This is a genomic window from Pseudanabaena biceps PCC 7429, from assembly GCF_000332215.1.
GTDB lineage: Bacteria > Cyanobacteriota > Cyanobacteriia > Pseudanabaenales > Pseudanabaenaceae > Pseudanabaena > Pseudanabaena biceps.
This window is the reverse complement of record NZ_ALWB01000001.1, coordinates 1-20547: the sequence shown is the minus strand read 5'-3', so window position 1 is coordinate 20547 and position 20547 is coordinate 1. Positions and strand designations below refer to the sequence as shown.

At 42.7% G+C, this 20547-nt stretch carries 17 protein-coding genes and 2 pseudogenes; 12 read left to right on the top strand and 7 right to left on the bottom strand.

From position 1 onward, the window contains the following. The first annotated feature begins 12 nt into the window (after window positions 1–12). From PSE7429_RS00095 to PSE7429_RS26960, 3 genes are all read left to right on the top strand, one after another. Window positions 13–2760, top strand: a complete 2748-nt coding sequence (locus PSE7429_RS00095) for a phospholipase D-like domain-containing anti-phage protein (protein WP_009624976.1) — start codon at window positions 13–15, stop codon at window positions 2758–2760. An 89-nt stretch (window positions 2761–2849) separates the two neighbouring features. Continuing rightward, entirely contained in the window at window positions 2850–3446 is a 597-nt protein-coding gene (locus PSE7429_RS00090; protein WP_009624975.1) for a ParA family protein, read from the top strand. Then, on the top strand, window positions 3443–3733 hold the full coding sequence (locus tag PSE7429_RS26960; RefSeq protein ID WP_009624973.1) for a hypothetical protein: 291 nt from the start codon (window positions 3443–3445) through the stop codon (window positions 3731–3733). Before PSE7429_RS00090 ends, PSE7429_RS26960 begins: the two co-directional genes overlap by 4 nt. Window positions 3734–3938: 205 nt before the next feature. On the opposite strand, the gene PSE7429_RS00080 is transcribed toward PSE7429_RS26960, so the two are convergent. The 3 genes from PSE7429_RS00080 to PSE7429_RS00065 form a co-directional block, all read right to left on the bottom strand. Next, window positions 3939–4154 carry a Nif11-like leader peptide family natural product precursor gene (locus PSE7429_RS00080; protein ID WP_009624972.1) on the bottom strand — a complete coding sequence of 72 codons (216 nt, stop codon included), beginning with the start codon at window positions 4152–4154 and terminating at the stop codon, window positions 3939–3941. 502 nt (window positions 4155–4656) lie between these two features. Next, entirely contained in the window at window positions 4657–4836 is a 180-nt protein-coding gene (locus tag PSE7429_RS00070) for a hypothetical protein (RefSeq protein ID WP_144052462.1), read from the bottom strand. Window positions 4837–4923: 87 nt separating this feature from the next. Beyond that, window positions 4924–5589, bottom strand: coding sequence for a recombinase family protein (locus tag PSE7429_RS00065; RefSeq protein WP_009624969.1), 666 nt, complete (start codon window positions 5587–5589; stop codon window positions 4924–4926). 196 nt (window positions 5590–5785) lie between these two features. On the opposite strand from PSE7429_RS00065, the gene PSE7429_RS00060 reads away from it, so the two are divergent. From PSE7429_RS00060 to PSE7429_RS00050, 3 genes are all read left to right on the top strand, one after another. Further along, window positions 5786–6103, top strand: coding sequence for a hypothetical protein (locus PSE7429_RS00060; protein ID WP_040686776.1), 318 nt, complete (start codon window positions 5786–5788; stop codon window positions 6101–6103). Between the two features lie 110 nt (window positions 6104–6213). Beyond that, window positions 6214–7095, top strand: a complete 882-nt coding sequence (locus PSE7429_RS00055) for a hypothetical protein (RefSeq protein WP_009624967.1) — start codon at window positions 6214–6216, stop codon at window positions 7093–7095. 350 nt (window positions 7096–7445) lie between these two features. After that, the gene (locus PSE7429_RS00050) at window positions 7446–7781 is read left to right on the top strand and encodes a hypothetical protein (protein WP_009624966.1); all 336 of its coding nucleotides are present in this window, start codon (window positions 7446–7448) and stop codon (window positions 7779–7781) included. On the opposite strand, the gene PSE7429_RS00045 is transcribed toward PSE7429_RS00050, so the two are convergent. From PSE7429_RS00045 to PSE7429_RS00035, 3 genes are all read right to left on the bottom strand, one after another. Further along, window positions 7778–11230, bottom strand: coding sequence for a plasmid replication protein, CyRepA1 family (locus PSE7429_RS00045; RefSeq protein WP_009624965.1), 3453 nt, complete (start codon window positions 11228–11230; stop codon window positions 7778–7780). The genes PSE7429_RS00050 and PSE7429_RS00045 overlap by 4 nt on opposite strands. Window positions 11231–11637: 407 nt before the next feature. Further along, window positions 11638–12282, bottom strand: coding sequence for a hypothetical protein (locus PSE7429_RS00040; protein ID WP_009624964.1), 645 nt, complete (start codon window positions 12280–12282; stop codon window positions 11638–11640). 34 nt (window positions 12283–12316) lie between these two features. Next, the gene (locus PSE7429_RS00035) at window positions 12317–12511 is read right to left on the bottom strand and encodes a ribbon-helix-helix domain-containing protein (RefSeq protein WP_009624963.1); all 195 of its coding nucleotides are present in this window, start codon (window positions 12509–12511) and stop codon (window positions 12317–12319) included. Window positions 12512–12670: 159 nt separating this feature from the next. Here PSE7429_RS00035 and PSE7429_RS00030 point away from each other — a divergent pair, with 159 nt between their 5' ends. The 4 genes from PSE7429_RS00030 (at window position 12671) to PSE7429_RS23135 (ending at window position 15106) form a co-directional block, all read left to right on the top strand. Continuing rightward, a complete protein-coding gene (locus PSE7429_RS00030) occupies window positions 12671–12943 on the top strand; it encodes a hypothetical protein (RefSeq protein WP_009624962.1) in 273 nt (90 codons plus the stop codon). Beyond that, a complete protein-coding gene (locus tag PSE7429_RS26120; RefSeq protein ID WP_009624961.1) occupies window positions 12940–13092 on the top strand; it encodes a hypothetical protein in 153 nt (50 codons plus the stop codon). Before PSE7429_RS00030 ends, PSE7429_RS26120 begins: the two co-directional genes overlap by 4 nt. After that, a complete protein-coding gene (locus tag PSE7429_RS00025) occupies window positions 13073–13393 on the top strand; it encodes a hypothetical protein (protein ID WP_009624960.1) in 321 nt (106 codons plus the stop codon). Before PSE7429_RS26120 ends, PSE7429_RS00025 begins: the two co-directional genes overlap by 20 nt. 69 nt (window positions 13394–13462) lie before the next feature. Beyond that, window positions 13463–15106: an FtsK/SpoIIIE domain-containing protein gene (locus PSE7429_RS23135; protein ID WP_009624959.1), complete on the top strand. Its 1644-nt coding sequence runs from the start codon at window positions 13463–13465 to the stop codon at window positions 15104–15106. A gap of 250 nt (window positions 15107–15356) precedes the next feature. Here PSE7429_RS23135 and PSE7429_RS26955 read toward each other — a convergent pair. Next, a pseudogene (locus PSE7429_RS26955) lies at window positions 15357–16636 on the bottom strand (NF041680 family putative transposase); the annotation flags it as partial. A 104-nt stretch (window positions 16637–16740) separates the two neighbouring features. On the opposite strand from PSE7429_RS26955, the gene PSE7429_RS00010 reads away from it, so the two are divergent. Together PSE7429_RS00010 and PSE7429_RS24915 are read left to right on the top strand one after the other, a co-directional pair. Further along, complete coding sequence (locus PSE7429_RS00010; protein ID WP_009624956.1) at window positions 16741–20304, top strand: polymorphic toxin-type HINT domain-containing protein; 3564 nt, start codon at window positions 16741–16743, stop codon at window positions 20302–20304. Between the two features lie 34 nt (window positions 20305–20338). After that, window positions 20339–20547 (top strand): annotated as a pseudogene (locus PSE7429_RS24915) (transposase); the annotation flags it as partial.

Genomic DNA, 20547 nt, shown 5'->3' with positions numbered 1-20547 from the left:
ACAATCTAGCCAATGACTATCAATCGCTTCTCGTCACGCCGACAACAACTCGATCGCACATTTCTATGTGACAGATTACAAAATGCCCAGTCCTACGATCGCATCGCAGGATATTTCAGTTCATCGATGCTCGAAGTAGCAGGAGAGGCGATCGCCTCCATGACAGGCATGGTGCGCGTTATTTGTAACTCTGACCTAAACGTGCGCGATGTCGAAGCCGCCAAATCCGCCGCTAACTATGCCCTCCGCCGTGAATGGTGCGCCTCTGAACCAGAACAAAAACTTTTAAATGGTCATGAAGGAGGCAAAGATCGGTTTGCCAAGCTCCACAAATTATTGCGATCGGGCAAGATGGAGGTCAAAGTCTTACCCCGCGACAAATTTGGGCTAGTTCATGGCAAAGCAGGTGTAATCACCCTTGCCGATGGTCGTCAAACATCATTTATCGGTAGCACCAACGAAACCTATCACGCTTGGAAACTACATTACGAACTACTCTGGGAAGATGACGCACCCGAAGCCGTGCAATGGGTACAAGAAGAATTTAATAGTCTCTGGAATCATCCCCTCGCGATTCCCCTTGCTGATTTTGTGATCGAAGACATTGGGCGGATTTCCCAACGCACCGTCATTCCTAGCATCGAAGCATGGCGCGAACTCGAAGATCCGATCGCCCAAGCAGGGGCAACCATTGTCGAAACTCCTGTCTACCGTCAAGAATACGGACTGTGGGAACATCAAAAATATTTTGTAAATCTTGCCTTTCAAGCCCACCAAAAACCGCATGGGGCGCGTTATATCCTTGCCGATATGGTGGGCTTAGGCAAAACCGTTCAGCTAGCCATGTCCGCCATGTTGATGGCACTCTATGGCGATAAACCAATCCTGATCCTTGTGCCCAAACCCTTACTCTGGCAATGGCAAGCAGAGATGAAAACCTTGCTAGATTTACCATCAGCAGTATGGAATGGTAAGCAATGGGTCGATGAAAATGGTTTGGATTATCCTGCGATCGGCTCCGAAGGAATTAAAGACTGTCCCCGTCGCATTGGTTTAGTATCTCAAGGCATCATCACCAGCAAATCTGAAGCCGCCGAACATCTCAAGCAATTGAAGTATGAATGCGTGATTGTCGATGAATCCCATCGCGCTCGCCGCGAAAATCTTGCTACAGGTTGTGAAAAAGAAGCCTGTGAACCAAATAATTTACTGCGATTTTTGTTTGAGATTTCACCACGCACCAAAAGCCTACTACTCGCTACTGCTACCCCCGTCCAACTCAATCCCGTTGAAGCATGGGACTTACTGCAAGTCCTCGCTCAAGAAAATGAGATGGTCTTAGGAAATGCGTGGAGCAATTGGCGAAATGCTGAAGGAGCCTTAGCAATGGCAAGAGGTGAAAAAATATTTAAAGAGAACGACCCCGAACGAGATCGCCAACTGTGGTTATGGGTATGTAATCCTTTACCTGCCGCTTCAGAACATAAAACCTTTGCCAAAATTCGCCGCACCCTTGCCCTCAAAGACACTGACTTTAACGCAGGGATGAATCGCTGGGACAAACTGCGCCTCGGTGACAAACAAGAAATTCGCAACCTCGCTGATACCTATGGCAGCCAATACAATCCCTTCATTCGCCATATCATCCGCCGCACCCGCGAATATCTCGAAAATACCTACGACCCCGAAACAGGCGAACCCTATTTGCAACCTGTCCGCGTACAACTCTTTGGCGAAAATGATAGTGACGCGATCGCCTTAACACCGTACTTAAAAGATGCCTATGCGATCGCTGAAGAATTTTGTCAGTCAGTTAGCCAACGGATGAAAGGATCGGGCTTTTTAAAAACATTGCTATTACGGCGCGTTGGTAGTTCGATTCACGCAGGGATGATTACTGCTCAAAAACTATTAGGCTCACAGGAAGACCTCGATCCTGAAGAAGATGATGATGAAGAGGAATACATCAACAAGCAAAAAAGTAGTGAGTTTGCGGACAAAATCACCCAAGAAGAATCGATTCTGCTCGAAAAATTTATCCAATCCCTCAAAGTCGAACAGGATAACGATCCAAAATATACAGTCGTTAAAGAAATCCTAATCGATCGCGGTTGGCTAGACCTTGGCTGCATCATTTTTTCGCAGTACTTTGACTCCGTATGGTGGTTAGCTAACCAACTCACCCGCGACCTTTCCCCACAAGAGATAATCGGGATTTATGCAGGTGGGCAAAAATCTGGACATATCCGCAATGGCTTATATACTCGCTGCGATCGCGAAAACCTCAAGGAAATGGTGCAATCAGGAGAAATACGTCTGCTCCTTGGTACAGATGCCGCTAGTGAAGGATTAAATTTGCAACGTTTAGGTACATTGATCAATCTCGATTTACCTTGGAATCCCACTCGCCTCGAACAGCGCAAGGGCAGAATTCAACGCATCGGACAAAATCGTGAAACTGTCTATGTTTACAATATGCGCTACAAAGGCTCAGTCGAAGATCGAGTACGCGATCTATTAAGCGATCGCTTGCAATCTATTCATCAAATGTTTGGGCAAATACCCGACACACTCCAAACGATTTGGATTGACGAAGCATTAGGCGATCGGGAAGTTGCCAAACAGACTATCGATAAATTCCCTGAGCAGCATCCCTTTGAGATGAAATACAACCAAATTCAAAATAAAGTGAACTGGGAGTCTTGCACCCAAGTTTTGGATAGTAGCGATCGGAAACAAGCCCTACTAAAAAGCTGGTAAGATACCAGTCAATCAGTTAATCACTAAATCAGTTAGCCGATTATTCACCTATTCACTTAATCAAATAAGCGGTTAAGCACTTAATCAAAATGATTATCACTATAACCTCCTATAAAGGTGGTGTCGGTAAAACAACCACAGCAATTCATCTTGCTACTTACCTACACCAAACCAAAGGCAACGTCCTCCTCATCGATGGCGATCCAAATCGTAGCTGTCTAGCATGGCGCGATCGCGGCTCATTACCATTTCAAGTCGTTGACGAAAAATCCGCAACCAAACACGTCCGCAACTACGAAAACATTGTCATTGATACCGCCGCTCGACCCGATCGCGAAGAACTCGCCGCCCTAGCCGATGGATGCGATGTCTTATTACTACCAACAACTCCCGATGCCCTATCTCTCGATGCCCTCGCTCTAACCACCACAGCACTCAAAGACATCAAAGTAGATAAATATAAAGTCTTACTAACGATCGTCCCGCCCAAACCCGTTAAAGATGGGGATGAAGCCCGTGAAATGCTCACAGAATCAGGAATGCCCTTACTCAAAAATGGGATTAGACGATTTATAGCTTTTCAGCGATCGGCTTTGCTAGGCGTTCCCGTCTACGAAGTCAAAGACTCAAATTCTGGCATTGCTTGGAATGAATATGTAGCAGTATGCAAGGAGCTACTGGAATGAGCAACAAATTTCGTGCCTTGTCCAATGCAATGAAAGGTAAAGTCCTACCTGAGCAACAAGAGTCAGAACCAGCAAATGAGGTACAGCCACTACCCGAAATTGCTCAAACTCCAAAAAAATCCAGAGCAAAAGGTAAACGGAGCAATCCCGATTATGAGCAAATTGGGGTCTATATACCCAAGAAAATTAACCTAGAAGTCAAAAGACAACTACTAGAGCGCAGTGATTTAGACTTTTCCGATCTAGTCACAAAGCTCTTAGAACAATGGTTACAGGAAAACAAATAATCGCTTAGTTGATTAACTGATTAAGCAATTAACTGACTATTCAATTATTCGATTAATCATTTTAGTGATTAACCGAATAATTGAATAGTCACGCTGTTAAAGTAAACGAAATTTATAGGTCGGCGATCACCAATTTATAAAAGAGGGTCTAAATCTACATCTAAGCCGTTTTAGGATAAATGCGATCACCCCAGCAAAAAAGTATTTAGTTGTACTCTCCAGGAATATCAGTTTTTCTAACAGTAACCCTGTCAACCTTCTGACCCGACATTCTCAATAACTCATCACCTGAAAATTCAAAACCAAGCTTTAGTGCTATTCGCGCAACATCATCTGCGGTTGATGCTGCGACCACCTCATTTTTAAGTTCAGGTTCAGACTGCATTTTCTTTAAAAATGCTTCGATTTGCTCAAAAGCCATATTTAAAATTCCTATTCTCGCTAGCTACTCGTCGAAAAACAGCAGCATATTCTTTAAGACTAGCAGCACAAGGGTATCAAGATTTAGGGAAAAGATGATTATCGCGACGCTCTGCTCTTCCTTCGGAATATAGAAAAGAAACCTATCCCATATAGGTTTTAAGCATCCAAAAATAAAGGCAGCAATCTCTAGAGGATTACTGCCTTTATTGTCATTTTGACCTAAGAACATCTTAGATTGTCTTAATATAAATTTTCCAATCGGAAAATTATCGTCAGTATGATGTTTGAGAACTGCTTGTGACAATGCTAAAAGCTTTAGATCATATCAAGTCCTGATTAAGCCCCAGCAACTCAATCCTAACCAAAAACATTTAGCTGATTACCACAAGCAAATCTCAACACATGCATCCCGTACTTTTAAACTAGCATTTATATCTTTATTTGGCAATCGCTACTTAGGGTTATATCTAATCTGATTTTTTAGTATTTACAGAACATAGTCAAACTTCGATTAATCCCATATCTGCGATCGCATCAGCACTGATATCACCTATCAGATTACATATCAGGCAATTCCGTAAATCAGTATCCAGTCCTTCTAAATACTCCTTAGCGCCGCCATTTTGCCAATAGTCCAACAATGTCAAACAATGTTTGCTAACTAAGCTAGGATGTGCCATAGAAAAGCTTTTTACCTGTTTCTTATTTCGTAGCGCTAGGCTTACCATTGCAAAGCCTAGCGATTGTGTAACTATGTCTAACATTGTTTAACCTCTAGCCAATACTCGACTAACTTGCATAGGTTGCCACTTAGCACCGCGCTTTGTGGTTATGCCTTGGTTATTCAGTTCATCAGCGATCGCCTGTAAGTTTGCCCCGTCTGCTTTCATTTGTTGGATGAGTGCGATCGCCTCATGCTCCTTAGCAACCTTTACTAACTTCTTCTCTACCATTGTAAAGCCGAACGCAGGTGATCCGCAATGTTGCCCCTGTTCCTTTTTATGTGCCATTGCCATGATGGTACGCTCTGAAACTTGATCGCGTTCTAGTTGTGAGAGAGCAGCGGTCATGTTTACAAAAAACTTACCCAATGCTGACTGTGTATCAAGTTTCTCGACAATACTATGCAGACTAGCGCCATGAGACTCAATCTCAGAGATTAGGTTAAGAGCATCAAGAACTTTGCGAGATAATCTGTCCAACTTATAAACCACAAGGGCAGAGGCTTCATTGTTAGACAACATTGTTAAACATTGTTGTAAACCATCGCGATCGGTAGACTTGGCAGACTTACCAGCATCACAAACAATCTCGACTAACTCTAAATCATTGAGTTCGCAGTAAGCCCGAATTTTTGCGCTCTGTGCATCGAGGCTTACTCCTTCATTTGCTTGCATCTCAGTGCTTACTCTGATGTATCCGATTGCTTTCATTTGTTTAACTTTGTTTTACTCTATATTTAACATTGTCTAACTTTTGTCTAACATTGTCAAGTATTTGTTTGACATTTGTTAGACTTTGTTTAACAAAAGGGAACGGTTTTGTTAAACAGGATTTTGTTAAACATTTTGTTAGACTTTGTTGGACATAAGCTATAATGTAAACATGAGTTAGACAATGTTAAACATTATGACTAAAGATCCTAATTTCGTTTCGGTACGGTTGCCTGATGATGTGGCGAACTGGTTGAGAGAGTATGCCACTGCTAATAAGTTGATTAGAGCAGATAAACCAAATATGGGAGGCTCGATTATTGCTGTTATTCGTAGTGTGAAGTCAGGTCAAACAATTTCTAACAATGTTGGACAATCTAGCGCCGTCACTGATGTGGATATTCAAGTGATTATTAATGAGGCGATCGCCCCGTTGCTTGCCAGACTAGAAGATCTCGAAAATACTCGCAGCGAGGCTACAGCACCCGCAAAAAAGTTGAAGATAGTCGCTTAACTGAACTTCAAACCGAAATTAAGCGGCTTAATAATGCTATTGCTATTAAAGATAATGAGATTGAACACCATAAAAAGGAGATATCGAACAAGACACATAAAATAAATGATTTGCAGATCGAGATACAGGATTACCACCGCGATCAACTAGAAAAAGATGGGATCTCTCTCCCGACTAGAGAAGAAACAGTTCTAACTATTAGTGGCAATTTTACACAAAAGGATTTAGATAAAGCGGCTAAAAAAGGAACTAAGAGGCAATCCTCTAGAAGCGAAACTATCGCAGCTCCCACGATTGAAAAATCCTTAGATAGTGAGGGTTGGAACGATGAGATCGCCACGACTTTTGCTTTTAAGGAAGGGAATCGAATCTCATTTGATGAAATGCTGCAAGCATTGGCAATCCAAAAAACGGAAATTAAGGCTTTATCTGAAGCGCAAAACCAAACGCAATTCGATTATGTCAAGCAAAGAATTTTTGAACAGACTGGCGGAATTTGGGAATGGGAGGGCGCTCCTAAAGATGGTAAATGGGTAAAAGTTGATGATGCAACTATCGCAGATCCATCGATTGAAAAATCCTTAAATGGTAAGGGTTTAAGCGATACGATCGCCGCGACTGCAAAGCCTAAAATTACTTACAAACTTAATCGCGATGGGTCTGTAATTTTGCGATCGCTTAGAGGGATTACACTTAAAGCTCTTAAAAGGATGACTGATGCCGAATTGAAGGCGATCGGGTTAGTCAAAACTTTGATTGGGGCTAACGAGAAATTTTTTCCAACGGATGAAGCTCTTAGCTTGCGATATCAGGAAAAAGAATTAGCAAAATCTAATGCAGATAAGCGATTTACAGCCGATGAAGCTGCTAAGTACTACTCAGAGAAAAGTGGTAAGTCTTTATCCATGAGTTCATTAAGAACCAATGCTAAAAAGTATGGATTCATGATCAAGGAAAAAGGATCGGGCTTATATGCTCTCATTGACAGCTAAAACCCTTACATAGCAACAGTTTTAAGCCTATAGCCTGATTTAAGCGCTGTAAGCTTTAGGATTAGCTAAGGTAGAATAGCACCAAAGCTATAGCTATCATGCTTTCTAGGTACATCCTAGGGCATGAAATTTTAAAGATATACCTGTAACACGCTGAAACATGCTGAAACACCTTCAAAAAACTTAGTAAGAATGTGCTTAGCATTATTTTTTGGCTATATTTGCAGATGTTTGTACGTGTTTGCACGTCACGCAGATGTTGATGCTGAGATTGTTTCTGTGTATGGATTTGCAGATCTGCAACACGCTGAATTACCTTGAATTTATTAAACAAACTAGGAACAAACTGTATGGCTTATTCCGAAGCTGAAAGAGAGCGCCGCCGTCAACAATGCCTTAAAACTAAGCCGTGGGAAAAATCCACTGGCGCACGGACTGAGCGAGGCAAAGCGATCGTTAGCCAGAATGCTTTGAAGACTGGCTTATATTCCAGTTTTGAGCCGATCCGCATATTGGCTAGATTGGATATCGAGAATGAAGCAATGGCACGAATCAGGGCGATCGTACTCAAGCAGAAGCAAGCGTATGAAAATAGCAATGCAAAGCCTCACCCATTTTGGGAGCAAGTTTTTGAGGGAATCGATGATGACGATTTTTTGAAGGAACTGCGAAACTCCAAATGCTAGGCAATCGCTAAATCTGGAAGATCGACCCACAACTCAAAGCCATTTCTAACGATTTTCGCTGTAGCACTGCCAAGCGTACCAATAACCCAGTCAGTCCCCTGATATATTGCCCTCATACCTTTTTGCCATTGGATAGCTTTTTTTGGCGGTTGTGTGGGTTTATTGCTTGGAACGACCTCATGAACTAGGGGAATGTTGTTTGGACTAGGCTGTAAATCTTCCTTTGAGTTTGTCTGTGCAATCGGGATAGGGGCGATCTCTACAACAGCAGATCCAGCTAACTCAGATCCAGCATCAGTAATAGTATTTATTATTATCTTTGGTGGATCTAACTCAATGTTAGATATATCAATGATTTCAGGCATTTTTTGAGCCAATTTCTGAGCATCAACTTTTAGCCAATTTTGCAAAATCTGATAGCGGATATCAGTCGCCAAAATCGGCATAAATTTATAAACTCGATGCCCTGCTTTACCATCTACCAATTTATCTCGACTGACTTGGTTTAGCTTTAATCCCAAAATACTCAGCAGTTGGTTAGCACTTGCGATCGCACTTGCAGAAGGATCAATCACAATGCCAAACATGGTTCTTATTGCATAGCGATGTCTGATAACTCGTTTCTTGAACTTGACTAAATCTGCATCCGCGCCGCGATATTCCCGATCGGGTTGCATCAGTACATTTACGATGTCCAACTTAATCAGCAAGTCAATTTGACCTCGTATCAGTGCTTTATTTGTGGTTGGTTGCCATAGTTGTCCCTTGCTGTTGAGTAAGTTGGACAGCTTGGCTTTGTCTCTTGGTTTTAGATATTGCTTACCATCAGTCAGGAAGTAGAACAAACGCAGTTTTTTATAAAGCCCGTCGTCGTCGAGTTGGACTAATTTGGGCGTGACTTCCACACCATAGGACTTGATTAATTTGTACTTGCGTAATTGGTATTTATGTTCATCGGTTCGAGATTTTGAGTCTTCGATTTGTTTCGCTCGCTCGTCGTCTATGGTTACTTGCTCGGCGATCGCCTCACACTCTTCTGAGTAGGACTCATCACAGTTAACTGTCGCAATTTCCAAAAGTTTTTTAGATTCCGCTTTATTGATGTCATCAGCAGACTGGACAATGTGACCATCAGCTTTTAGTCCGTCAATGATCGCATCTCTAAACCGAATAGCATCAGCTTTGACCCTTGCTTGTATCTTTGCCCATGTGGTTAAAGCAACTGGACTAGGATTAACGTCGATGTGTCCTAAGTCTGCATCCTGTAACCCTCGTGTGTGCGCTCTAATTGCTTTAGATTGCCTTGTGAGGGCTTGTTTATAATCAGGATTCCCAGATATAGGTGAGTAGGTTTTAGCCCAAATATAACGCTCTACTGGTTCTCTGTACCTTGCTAATGCTTGTCTAGCACTATCAGCAGATACGACCCCATGAAATATTCCAAATACTGCATCAAATAAGCCTTTAGCGTCGATGCTTACACCCGTTTCGATAGTTGGAGTAGCAATAACCAAGTCATAACCAGATAGGCGATCGCAGATATTCGCATCCGTCAAAATCTTGTAAGCAGGATGATCGGGGTTTTGAACTGTGTGGGAATCAATGAGAAGTGTTTTTAGGTGTGGATATTTTTGCGTGACCATCCGCTCAATGTTCACGCCCGAATACTTACCTTTACGCTGTTGGCTGTCGAGATGCAAGATACATTTTTTACGATTGCCTAAATAATCAAATAGCTTCTTCTGTAGTCCAGTTGGTTCGTTCCCAGAATAAATAGTTATATTCCAAGGTTCTTCAAATAGATAATTATTCAGAACGATGTAAGGCTCAAAGTCTGGACGGTTAACTAGTCCTGATGTGAATTCGATGGCAGTATTTGTCAGGTCAGCATCAAGCAACCAAGTGCGATCGCAGTCTTGGAGCAGTTGGCTAAACATGGCGATCGTATCAACTCGATAGTTTTCGATATCGGTGGTCGAGTTCAGTAAATGCCAAATACTTTGCTCAGCTTCATCCAAAATAATCTCGCAATCTTTCCAGTCATCAGGATTAATTTTGTGTAGGCTGTCCCATGTCGTCACCATGCCGAATAGTGATATCTCGCTAGCGATCGCCGCCTTAATATCCCCTGTCGCATTTTCTAACTCGTAATGGGTTCGCAGTCCTAAACGATGTCCTAATTGTTGGGTTAGTTGCGAGCGATGGCAGATTACTAAAAATCGTTTGTAACCTCTTTGACCATCGACATATTTGGCAATGTATCCAGTTTTGTTGGTTCCTTTGGGCGATCGCAAACAGACTAATTTTGCACTTTCGGGAATCTCTAGATCGGTCAAATATCTTTGACTGATGGTTACTGACTCATCCTTTAAGGCTTTGTGCTGTAGTCCTAAGAACTCATACCAGCTAATTTCTTTGATGCCGTCGATGCTGTCGAGTTCGTCGATGTCCTGATGTTTGGTTTTAGATGTTTGCCCATGCCATGCGACTTTCATCTCATAGCCCAGCTTTATAGCAAGTTTGTATGTATTGCTATAGGTATTCATCACATGAGGATTTTGAATAGCTCCTGCATCAGGATATAGAAGCAAATAGGGTTTAATTCCTTGCTCTACTTCGATTAGTTTTAGGGCTTGCTCAAACTGTTCTGGACACGCTGCAAAGTTCCCTGATGACATACCAAAGCAAACGTGACCTACTTTGTCAGAAGCAATAGAGGGTTTTAGGTATCCCTCAATAGTGCCTACAACACCTTTTTTAATGAGGTTTTGAGGACGGTAAACTCCCATCGGTAGCTCACCATTAGGTAAGTGAGCAGTTGCGCCATCAGGATTATTTTTTGTCTTGGATGTCAACCAAGGGTATTTATTCCCGTCGATTGGCTCAAATACTCGATATTGACTACCAACTATTAAGCCGTCGATGTTTGGTATCGGTACTAAGTACCCATCAGTCATGACGTTTAATTTGTTGCCTTTACCGATAACTCCTGCTAGTTGGGTAGTCATGGCATGGCGCAAAGGATGCCATTGTCCGACGGATGCAAATAACATCCGCTCGATCTGCTCAGCATTTAAACCACGTCGAGATAAGTCAGACAAGGCTCGATCTGTGAGCGGCAACTGCTTAATTAATTTGCGGTACTCGCGATCGCGTTCAATGAGGTTTAAGGATGCCTCATGCTTCTGTTTGGTGATTAAATCACGCTCTACTTTTTGGGCTTTGTAGACTCGTTTAGCATCGTTGCTATGGGTTTGTCTGTTGTCTTCGGCATAGACACCCCATAACCCATCTTTGGACGCATGGAGATATTTATATCCTGAGATCTCAATGACTCCATCAGGACTATTCATGCAAAGTGAAATTTTATCGACGATCCGACACTTGCCTGTGTTGTCGTCGCATATTGGGCAAATTAAACCCTTTTTGGTGGAAGTGAATTTACTCATGATCGCCGCCCTCCAATGAGATAGTCTGGCGATCGCTGATTCTGGATGCAGTTCGGCTACATGGGAGAACTGTTAGGCAACCATATAGGCTTAAAAAGAGAATATAAGTCTTAAAATGAGACTTTATGTTAGAATATTGAAAGGTTGCAGGTTTAAAAATTTGTGTGCAACCTGAAGATTTTTCAGGCATACTTGTAGCAGATCCTGCGGTTTTTAACCGCCGATTTGTTTGTTGATGCCTAAATAACGCCCCTCCTACAGTTTGTTATTTAAGCTATTGAATTAAAAAGGCTCTTGAGCGTTAAGCTTGAGAGCTTTTTAGTTCCAATCATTTATAAGTTACTGCACTTGCATTGATAAAAAACAGCAAAATAAATTTGGGATGCGAGATTTAACAATCATGATTTTTATCTGGGATGAGCAATTTTCATTAGGAAGTCAGAGCGATTGCGACACGCTTCGTTATAGTGCCTTAGCTCAGTTTGAACGATGCTGGACGAACTATCCTCTGCAATAGATAAGCAAAAATGTTTTAGAAATTGAATCTCTTCATAGTTCTTGGGGACTCTATTCCAGAGTTCCGCTACTAAATTTGATTTATTGATTTTGGATAATTTTTCAAATTTGTTGGGTTTGAGTTTGACTCCAAGACGGTAGTGACTTGCAGTGGTTGGAATCGGCATCTCACTTTTTTCTTTGCTTAGTAGCCAGTCTTCAAACATTACTTGTTTGAGATAATTAAGGGCTGATTGTGGAAAGTTAATTTCAAGTTCGTTTGCTAACTCTCTGATATCTGTCCAAGCCAGAAAAATGATGTTGTACAGATTCAAATAGATCATCATGTGAATGTCTATTTTTTCTCTGTATTGCTTTGTCCAATGTGCAGGCATATCAGCTTGTCCTAGCCAATAGCAATGCAACCTGTAACGTAAATCACCCCAGAATTGTTGTTGGTTGACATCAAAATGTAAATCACTTGTTTGTGGAGGCATACGACCTAAAAAATCAAGTAATTCGTTTTTATTCAGGGGGGAGATAGAGAGATTTTCCATTTTTTTGTTATTTATTTTTCCATTTGTGCCATCGCTAACCTTTTTCTTCGTCCTTGATCAAGCCTTTCTCTCTAGCATCATCGACTGCTTTCTGGATAAGGTACGCCGCCATGCTAGAGACAGAGCGACCCTCTACGCTTGCTAATTTTTCTATTAAAGCCCCTGTCTTATCAGGAAGCGTTACGTTAATTCTCTTACTCACAGGCTTATTCTCTACAGTTGAAGCCATGATACGGGATTACCTCTTGTTTAGCGCGATATGACGCGATTTTAACACGTACACGCATCACATATGTGTTAGCCTAAAAACGACAAAGGCGATCGCTGTCCAGTCCGCAAAAACTTTAGCGATCGCCCTTATTTATCCCCATTCAGGAATATAAATATTATGGCAGCAAAAGCCGTCAAACAGGCTGTAGAAGTAACTACACAGCCAGAATCACTCACACCTGAAGCGATCGCCTTTGACCTTGAAGAGCAGATCGTCGATGAACTTTTAAACAATATCGACTGGGCAAAGGTGCGCTCAGCGCTACTCAAAAAAGCGCCTGCTAAACTTTTTGCTTGGCTAACCAGTGGCAACGATACACCCGTAAATATTTCGGCTTATCCCGAACTTGCAGCACTCCCTAGCGCTGATGGTGAGGAGAAAGCAGCATGAGCCAGCCTGATAAAACTTGGAATTTTTGGGACGCTTTGACTAATGCAAATCCTGATTGGTGGGATAGCAACAATGACGACGAAGATGGCGATCTTGATGAGGATTTAGAGGAAGAGGAGGTCGATCAAGATGCTGAATCGCAACTCTAAATTAATTCTGTGTGCAATGGGCTTGATGCTCGGATTCGGGTCAATAGTTGGCTACTTTCTTGCTAAATGGGATTTGCAAAGCAATGCCATAGTATCTAGCAACAATGCGATCGCCGCGACTGCATTAGACAGTAAGCCCAAACAAATAAACCTCAAACCCGCACCAATACCACCCCGATCCGAACTCGAACTTAAATACCGAATCTGCACTAATACTCAAGTTACTAGCAAGGCATTGTCCCGCTTTGACGATAAACAGCTTAATGATTTGGTGTTTAAAGTCTGCACTGAAAACAGTTAATTCGTTCCTGGTTGCAACCAACTCAAACCCTTGTTAATCAAGGGTTTTTATTTTTATTTATGCAAACTTATGTTCACAAGCGATAAATTCCACACTAGCCAAGCGGTACAAGTTACTGAATCTCAGCGAGTCGTTAGGAGAGCATCTACCTTTATTTTTGTTGGGTCAATGGCTTTGTATGTCAGTACGCTTATCCCTAGTCATTGGGCGCAAAAACTAACCACTATGGCGATCGCAACTGGTTTGGTTTCTGTTTCATTACGTCTTGATAAATTGGAGGAGTCTCATAAACCCTATGAAGCGATCGCTCATCAACAAAGTGCAGCCTCATACCAAGCTTGGCTAAATTATGCGATGCAACCGCCCAAAAAGGAGGCACAAGTCACTCAGGAAATTATTAAACCCACTCCCACTCATCCGATACTCAAAGCTCTCTATGGCTTAAAACTTGAGTGTGATTTTGTCCAAGAACTGCGATCGCCTTCTTTTATTCGTACATTAATTAAACCAACTAATTGCAAAGTATCTCAAGTTTTAGCCACAGGTCAGGAATTGCAATTAGAGCTAGGTTTAGAGCTTCCGCCTGTGATGTCTATCAGCAAAGGGGCGATCGCCATTGATACCCCACGTCCTGATCGGCAGTCAGCTAAGTTCATAGACTATTGGCAAAAGTCATCAAAGTTTGAGGCGGCGATCGGGGTAGACATTAATAACAAACTGGTATCGATTGACCTCTCACAGCCTGAAAGCTGTCATGTTTTGGGCGCAGGAACTACAGGATCGGGTAAGTCAGTATTCTTACAATGTTTTTTACTGAGTTTGTTGCTAGAGCGTCCTGCGAGTGAATTAGGCTTACTGATTTGTGATGCCAAGCGGGTATCGTTTCTTAAATTTAAAGATTGCCAAAATCTCATCGCGCCGATCATGTCTCAGCCTGACGAGGCGATCGACTGGTTGGAGCAGATGGTCAATGAGATGGAGAAGCGTTATCAAATGTTTGAGCGCTTAGGTGTAGAAAACATTGAAGGCTTTAATCAGCGTTCATCTGAGAAATTGCCACGCATCCTGTTTTTATTCGATGAGTTTGGAGATCTCTGGGATTCATGCACAAAGGTACAAGTCGATAAACTGGAAAACTTAATCATCAGGCTCGGACAAAAAGCGCGAGCTGCGGGGATTCACTTGGTTGTATTCACCCAACGTCCTAAGAAAGTTGTCTCACCACGTTTAAGGTCAAATTGTCCTGCTAGGGTTTTGCTCACCGTTCCTGATTCCGCAGAGAGTGAGGCAATTTTAGGGAATAAAAGTTTTGATGGTTCGCAGTTACTCGGACGTGGTGATTTGTTTTTTAATGGCGATCGCTTACAGGCTTTATTGGCGGATGATTCTGATTTTGACAAATTGACAAGGGGTAATAATTTACAAAATCCTGCTCAAAATGTCGATTTAGATAACCCGTCAATCGTGTCAACCCTTGTCAATTCGTCAATTGTTGTCAATTCATCATCAACTTTGTCAACGCCCCTAATTAAAATTTTGGAGTACGCAAAAGAAAAAGATTGCTTCATTACCGCTAGTCAGGTTAAGTCTGGTATCCGTTTGTTCCGTGATAGTCCTGTTGGTGAAATTCGCTCATATTTTCAATGGCTTGCCGATCATCAGCATGGGGTTGTTAGAGGAGAAGCGGATATGCTTGAATTTTCGGCGCAGTAGAAAAGTATAAAAAATCTGAGTGGGCGATCGCTAGATTTTTAACATAGGGGGAACCCAAAGGGGGTGTCCCCTTTTGGCAAGCGGTCGTGTTGCTGTCGGATAAAAAATAAACGGTAGTGCGATTTATTGTCTGGAGTTTAGACTAAGTTGATTAAGCTAATCAGAAAAGAGCAGGAAAAGTAACCCAGAGAATGGAGAACTGGGCAAATCCAAGAGAATGAAAAGGAGAATATTTAGGATTAGGAATTAAGGATGTCTTTGTTGACCTTTTTGGGACGAGAAGCGCGTTTTTGATGATAGGAAAGCGAGGATAAGGATCGCGCTTGCGCCCAGATTTCCAACCAAGAGACTTACCACGAGGTTTCGGAGAACAAGCAGGAGAGCCGATCCTGACTAAAAGTGCGGCAAAGCCCTGAGCGACACGACCAAAAGTAAGATTAGTTTGAGGCTTCTGCCAAGGCAAAGGAGTATCAATCACCAGTTGACGCGCCAGCCATAACTGCCAAGAGAGTAACGGCATGAGGTCACTCCAGCGCAAAGCCTGTTGAGGAGTCAGTAATTGTGGCAGCGTCCAATGTAAACGTTGTTTGGCAAAGCGATTCCAATGGTCGATGGCAAAACGGCGTAAGTACAAGCGCCAAATCTGCTCTAAAGTTGGCATTTGTTCACCGACCCAAGCTAACCATAAACCAGAGCAATGGGGATGGGTGACTCGAATAACTTGGAAATGTCGTTGGGATGCTTTTTTAAAGTGCAAATCAGACCATTGCTGGATTTGCACCTGTCCGACCGTCTCATCCTCTAAGCTAAAAGTTGCCGATGAGTCTCCCCAACTATCAGCATTGGCAAGTTGGAATTTATCACCATGCTTGCGAGGACGACCAGAGCCACTATAGGGTTCAGGTGCTTTGTATAAGCATCGATTCGGGCGTAGACGCAGCAATAAGTCTGCTGGGATATCCTCGGTCAAATTCATAAAGGCAGCACTGCCATATTCACTGTCATAAGTAGCGATCGGTCTTACGGACAAATCGCGGCATACTTGCCTCAGTTGGAAGGCTGCTCTTTGGGCTGCTGTCTCAAAACTACTGATCCGCTCGTGACATAACGGGATTGCCCAACTCCCTGACATTTCTGGTACCCATCCCAAGGTGCTGTAGTCATGCCCCAACACAATTGGTTTGTTGCCTTCAACCAAATTCGGTTGATGCACAAAACTCCTGTCTTTTAGCGTTTTGGCATGGGGTCTTCCCCACCCTGTATGGTCTCCTGCTAGCAAGGGGCGAATGTCTTTGGGTATTTGTTCTACACATAGTCGTCTAAGCCTTCCTCGTCTCGGACGACTATCTTTAGTGATTCATACAGGCTTGACCATTTCCGCCGATACACCGCAGATAACGATAATTCCGCAAATGACTTTACGCTTGGACTGGTTAATACTGCATCCATCAGGTCAAATATTGCATCTCGTCCGTTTCCTAAAAATCTATATACCTGTTGACGAAAGTTCTGTAGTTTATCAATAATCATGACTGTAGATGTGCTTTTTCTTTTTCTATCTACTTTAGGCAGTTTGTATCTCTTTTACTCTGCCTTTTTTCCTTTTTAGTCTAAACTCCAGTACAAGTCAAGCGATGACTTACGATGCGCTCGGACGGGTGTACGACCAGAACAATAATCTGATTGCCGAAATCTCACCCACAGGTTTAGAAACCCGCTATGTCTACGATGAATTAGGGCGCTTAATCGAAACGATCGCTCCTGATACTACCCCTGATAATTGGAATGATAATCCACGCCTTAAGACTAGTTATTCATTGGCAGGTCGCGTCAAAACTCAAAGCGATATTTTTGGCAATGATCAGAAGTATTTCTATAACAATATTGGGCAACTGATTAACTATCAAGATGTGCTTGGTAATGCTACAACCTATACCTACAATCAGGGTGGACAAATCGAGACCGCTACCGATCCTCGAAATCGCCTTACCAGATATATCTATGATGACAAAGCTAGAGTTACGGAAGTGAGTTACTTTGATAACTCTTCCTATAAGCTGACCTATGATGAATTGGGAAGGGTGAAGACGGAAACTAACGAACTCAATCAAACGACGACCTACGAATATGACGCTTATGGTCAAGTCAAAGCGGTGATTAGCGCCGATCGCTCTCGCACTGAGTTTGAGTATGACAACCGTCGCAATTTAGTTAAAGTTACCGATGCATTGGGACGCAGCACCAATTACAAATACGACCAGTACGGACAGCAAGTTGAAACCCAGTTTGCAAATAGCGATAAGGTATTACGCAACTATGACCAGTTTGGTCGAGTGACGCAGGTGACGGATGAGAACTCCCATAGCACTAATTACAGCTACAACAATCTCAGCCAACTGACGGAAATTATCCAAGCTAATCAAGCTAAGACTACATATACCTATGATAATTTGGCAAGGCTAACGGCGGTTACGGATGCTAATCAAAATGTGACTAAGTATGAATACGATGCTTTCTATCGCCAAACTGCAACGATTTTGCCGATGGGTCAGCGCAATCTGACGGTTTACGATAAGTTTGGACAAACTGTCAAAACCACTGATTTTAATGGCGATAGTATTAATTATGCCTATGATGCGATCGGGCGGTTAGCAAATAAAACCTTTACTGATTCTAGGGTAGCGACGGTTTCCTATACCTATGATGCGGTGACTTCGCAGTTAAAGACGGTCACTGATGGGCGTGGTGTAACCAGCTATAGTTACGACCAACGCGATCGCCTCAAAACGATGCTCACGCCAGACCAAAAGTCAGTGACCTATGGTTATGACTTGTTGAATAACGTTACTTCGGTAACGACTCAAGCTTCGACAACCAACTATAGCTATGACTCTCTCAATCGTCTGGATAAGGTGAAGGATGGAACTCGTCTGTTGGCTGATTATGATTATGATTTGGTTGGGAACTTGACGCAAAAGAAACTGGCTGATGGTTCGGTGGAGTCGCGGCAATATGATGTCAGAAATCGTCTGACTCAGATAACTACCAAGAATGTTACGGGGACGGTGTTCTCTGGCTTTAGCTATACTCTCGATGGTGTGGGTAATCGCACGCAGGTGGTGGAGAATAATGGTCGAACTGTGGATTATTTCTATGATGTGGTCAATCGCTTGACGCAGGAGAAGATTACGGATGCTACTGTGGGCGATCGCACAATTGGCTACAATTATGACCTTGTGAGCAATCGCTTGAGCAAGACTGATACGCTGGAGGGTTTGACCACCTATGCCTATGATGCGAATAATCGACTGACGAATACTACGGCTGGAACCAAGGTTACGAATTTCTCCTATGACAATAATGGTTCGCTGAAGTTGCGGAGTGATGGGACTAAATCTACTGTCTATGATTGGATTAATGACGGTGAGAATCGTTTGATTGGTGTAAATACGAACAATGCTGGTATTACTTCGCAGTCTAATTTTGTTTATGATGCTTTTGGCAATAGGGTGTCCAGTACTACGAATGGAGTCAAGACTAATTATTTGACGGCTGCTATTTGGGATTTGCCTGAGGTGTTGATGGAGTATGACGATGATGGTAATGTTTTGGCGGATTATACTCAGGGTATTGGTTTAGTCAGGTCACGACATGATGGGCTTGAAGGGTTCTATCATACGGATGCTTTGGGTTCGACTAGGGTAGTGACGGATAATGTTGGTTTAATTACTGACCGCTATACCTATGATGCTTTTGGGGTGTTGTTGGATCAATCTGGTACTTTTGGTAATTCTTCGCAGTTTGCGGGTGAGCAGAGGGATAGTGAAACTGGTTTGGATTATCTCAGGGCTAGGTATTACGACCCACTTATAGGGAGGTTTGTCTCAAAGGATGCTTTTGGTGGGTTTATGGATGACCCTACGAGTCAAAATCCTTATGTCTATGCCAATAATAATCCTGTGAAGTACACCGATCCATCAGGTTATTTTTCAGTTGGAGAACTTGCAGCAGGGTTAGCTGTTACGGGCATTCTAGCTAGCATAGGTGGAAGTGTTGGGTACGTTGGAGCTTCTTATCTAACAGGAGCAGCTAGCAGTCCCGAAGACTTGTTGAATTTTGCCGACCAATGGGTAGCAGGTTTTGCTCACGCAGTCTCTTTTGGACAATCAACCAGATACCGCAACTGGGCTTATGGAGAAGTAGCCAATCAAAATCATCAAGGATTCCTCTGGAATATGGGATCGCTGTCAGGGGTTAGTGTGAGTTTCTTGACAGGATTACGAGTTGCACAAACCTTGACATTTGGCATGGGTACAGCCCAGTGGCTAGCTGTAGCGCATACTGCTGGTAGTACCTTCACTGCTGCCTATGATGCTGGTAGTCGAGTTCGAGACAAAGGCGTTGGTGGGTTAGAGTGGCAAGATTCATTTCTACTGTTACCATTTATCCCTTACGCTGCATCTGCCGCTAAGACTTTTATTGCTAATGCTAAAGCAGTTAATGGCAGCCTCAAAAACTGGGGTCAGATGAAAGTCGGTAGTTCGGTAGAACCTGTAGGAAAGCCAGTAACAGGCTCAAATTGCTTTGTTGCGGGTACAGAGATTCTTACGACTGAAGGTGAGAAGAAGATTGAAGATATTAAGGTTGGCGATTGGGTAATTGCTGATGACCCAACTACTCTTGGCGAAATTGAAGCGAAGCAAGTTCTGGAGACTTTTGTCCATAATGCTTCCAATTTAGTTGATGTTTATGTTGATGGAGAAAAGATTTCTGTAACTGATGAACATCCTTTCTGGGTGAAAGATAAGGGCTGGGTAAAAGCGAAAGATTTACAATCTGGTGATGCGCTTCAAAATGATAAAGAAGAAAGTGTAATTGTTGACCACATCGAACACAGGGAGGAAAATGTTAAGGTTTACAACTTTAAGGTAGAAGGTTTTCATACCTATTTTGTCTCCGATCTTGGTATTTTGGTGCATAATACTGGGAATAGTGTAGGTGGTCCAGAATACTCCTCACCCATTGATCCAAAATTTCCAGGTCGCCCTGATCCCAGTAGGTCAATTGACACCAGTCAGTACAGTGGTTTAGATAAGACTGCCAATGGTGGAGTCAGAGATAGTAAACAGTTTTGGAAAGATTGGCTAAATCTAAGACCAGAAACGGCGTTGTTGCATAAAAAGGGGGTTAGAAGGTAAATTAAGTATTAAGCAGGAGATGAGACCCCGAAAGATGATAGAGAAATATGAGATCCGCAACTGGTCAGAGTATAACGCAGGGCTGAAACAAAGAGGAAGCCTGACCTTTTGGATTAGCGAAGAAGTAATCGAAGGATGGTTAAAATCAAACATTAAGCGGCAAACGGGGAGCATCCAAAGACTATAGCGACATAGCAATAGCGACATTTATCACAGTCAAAGCGGTATATCATCAAGCAGGAA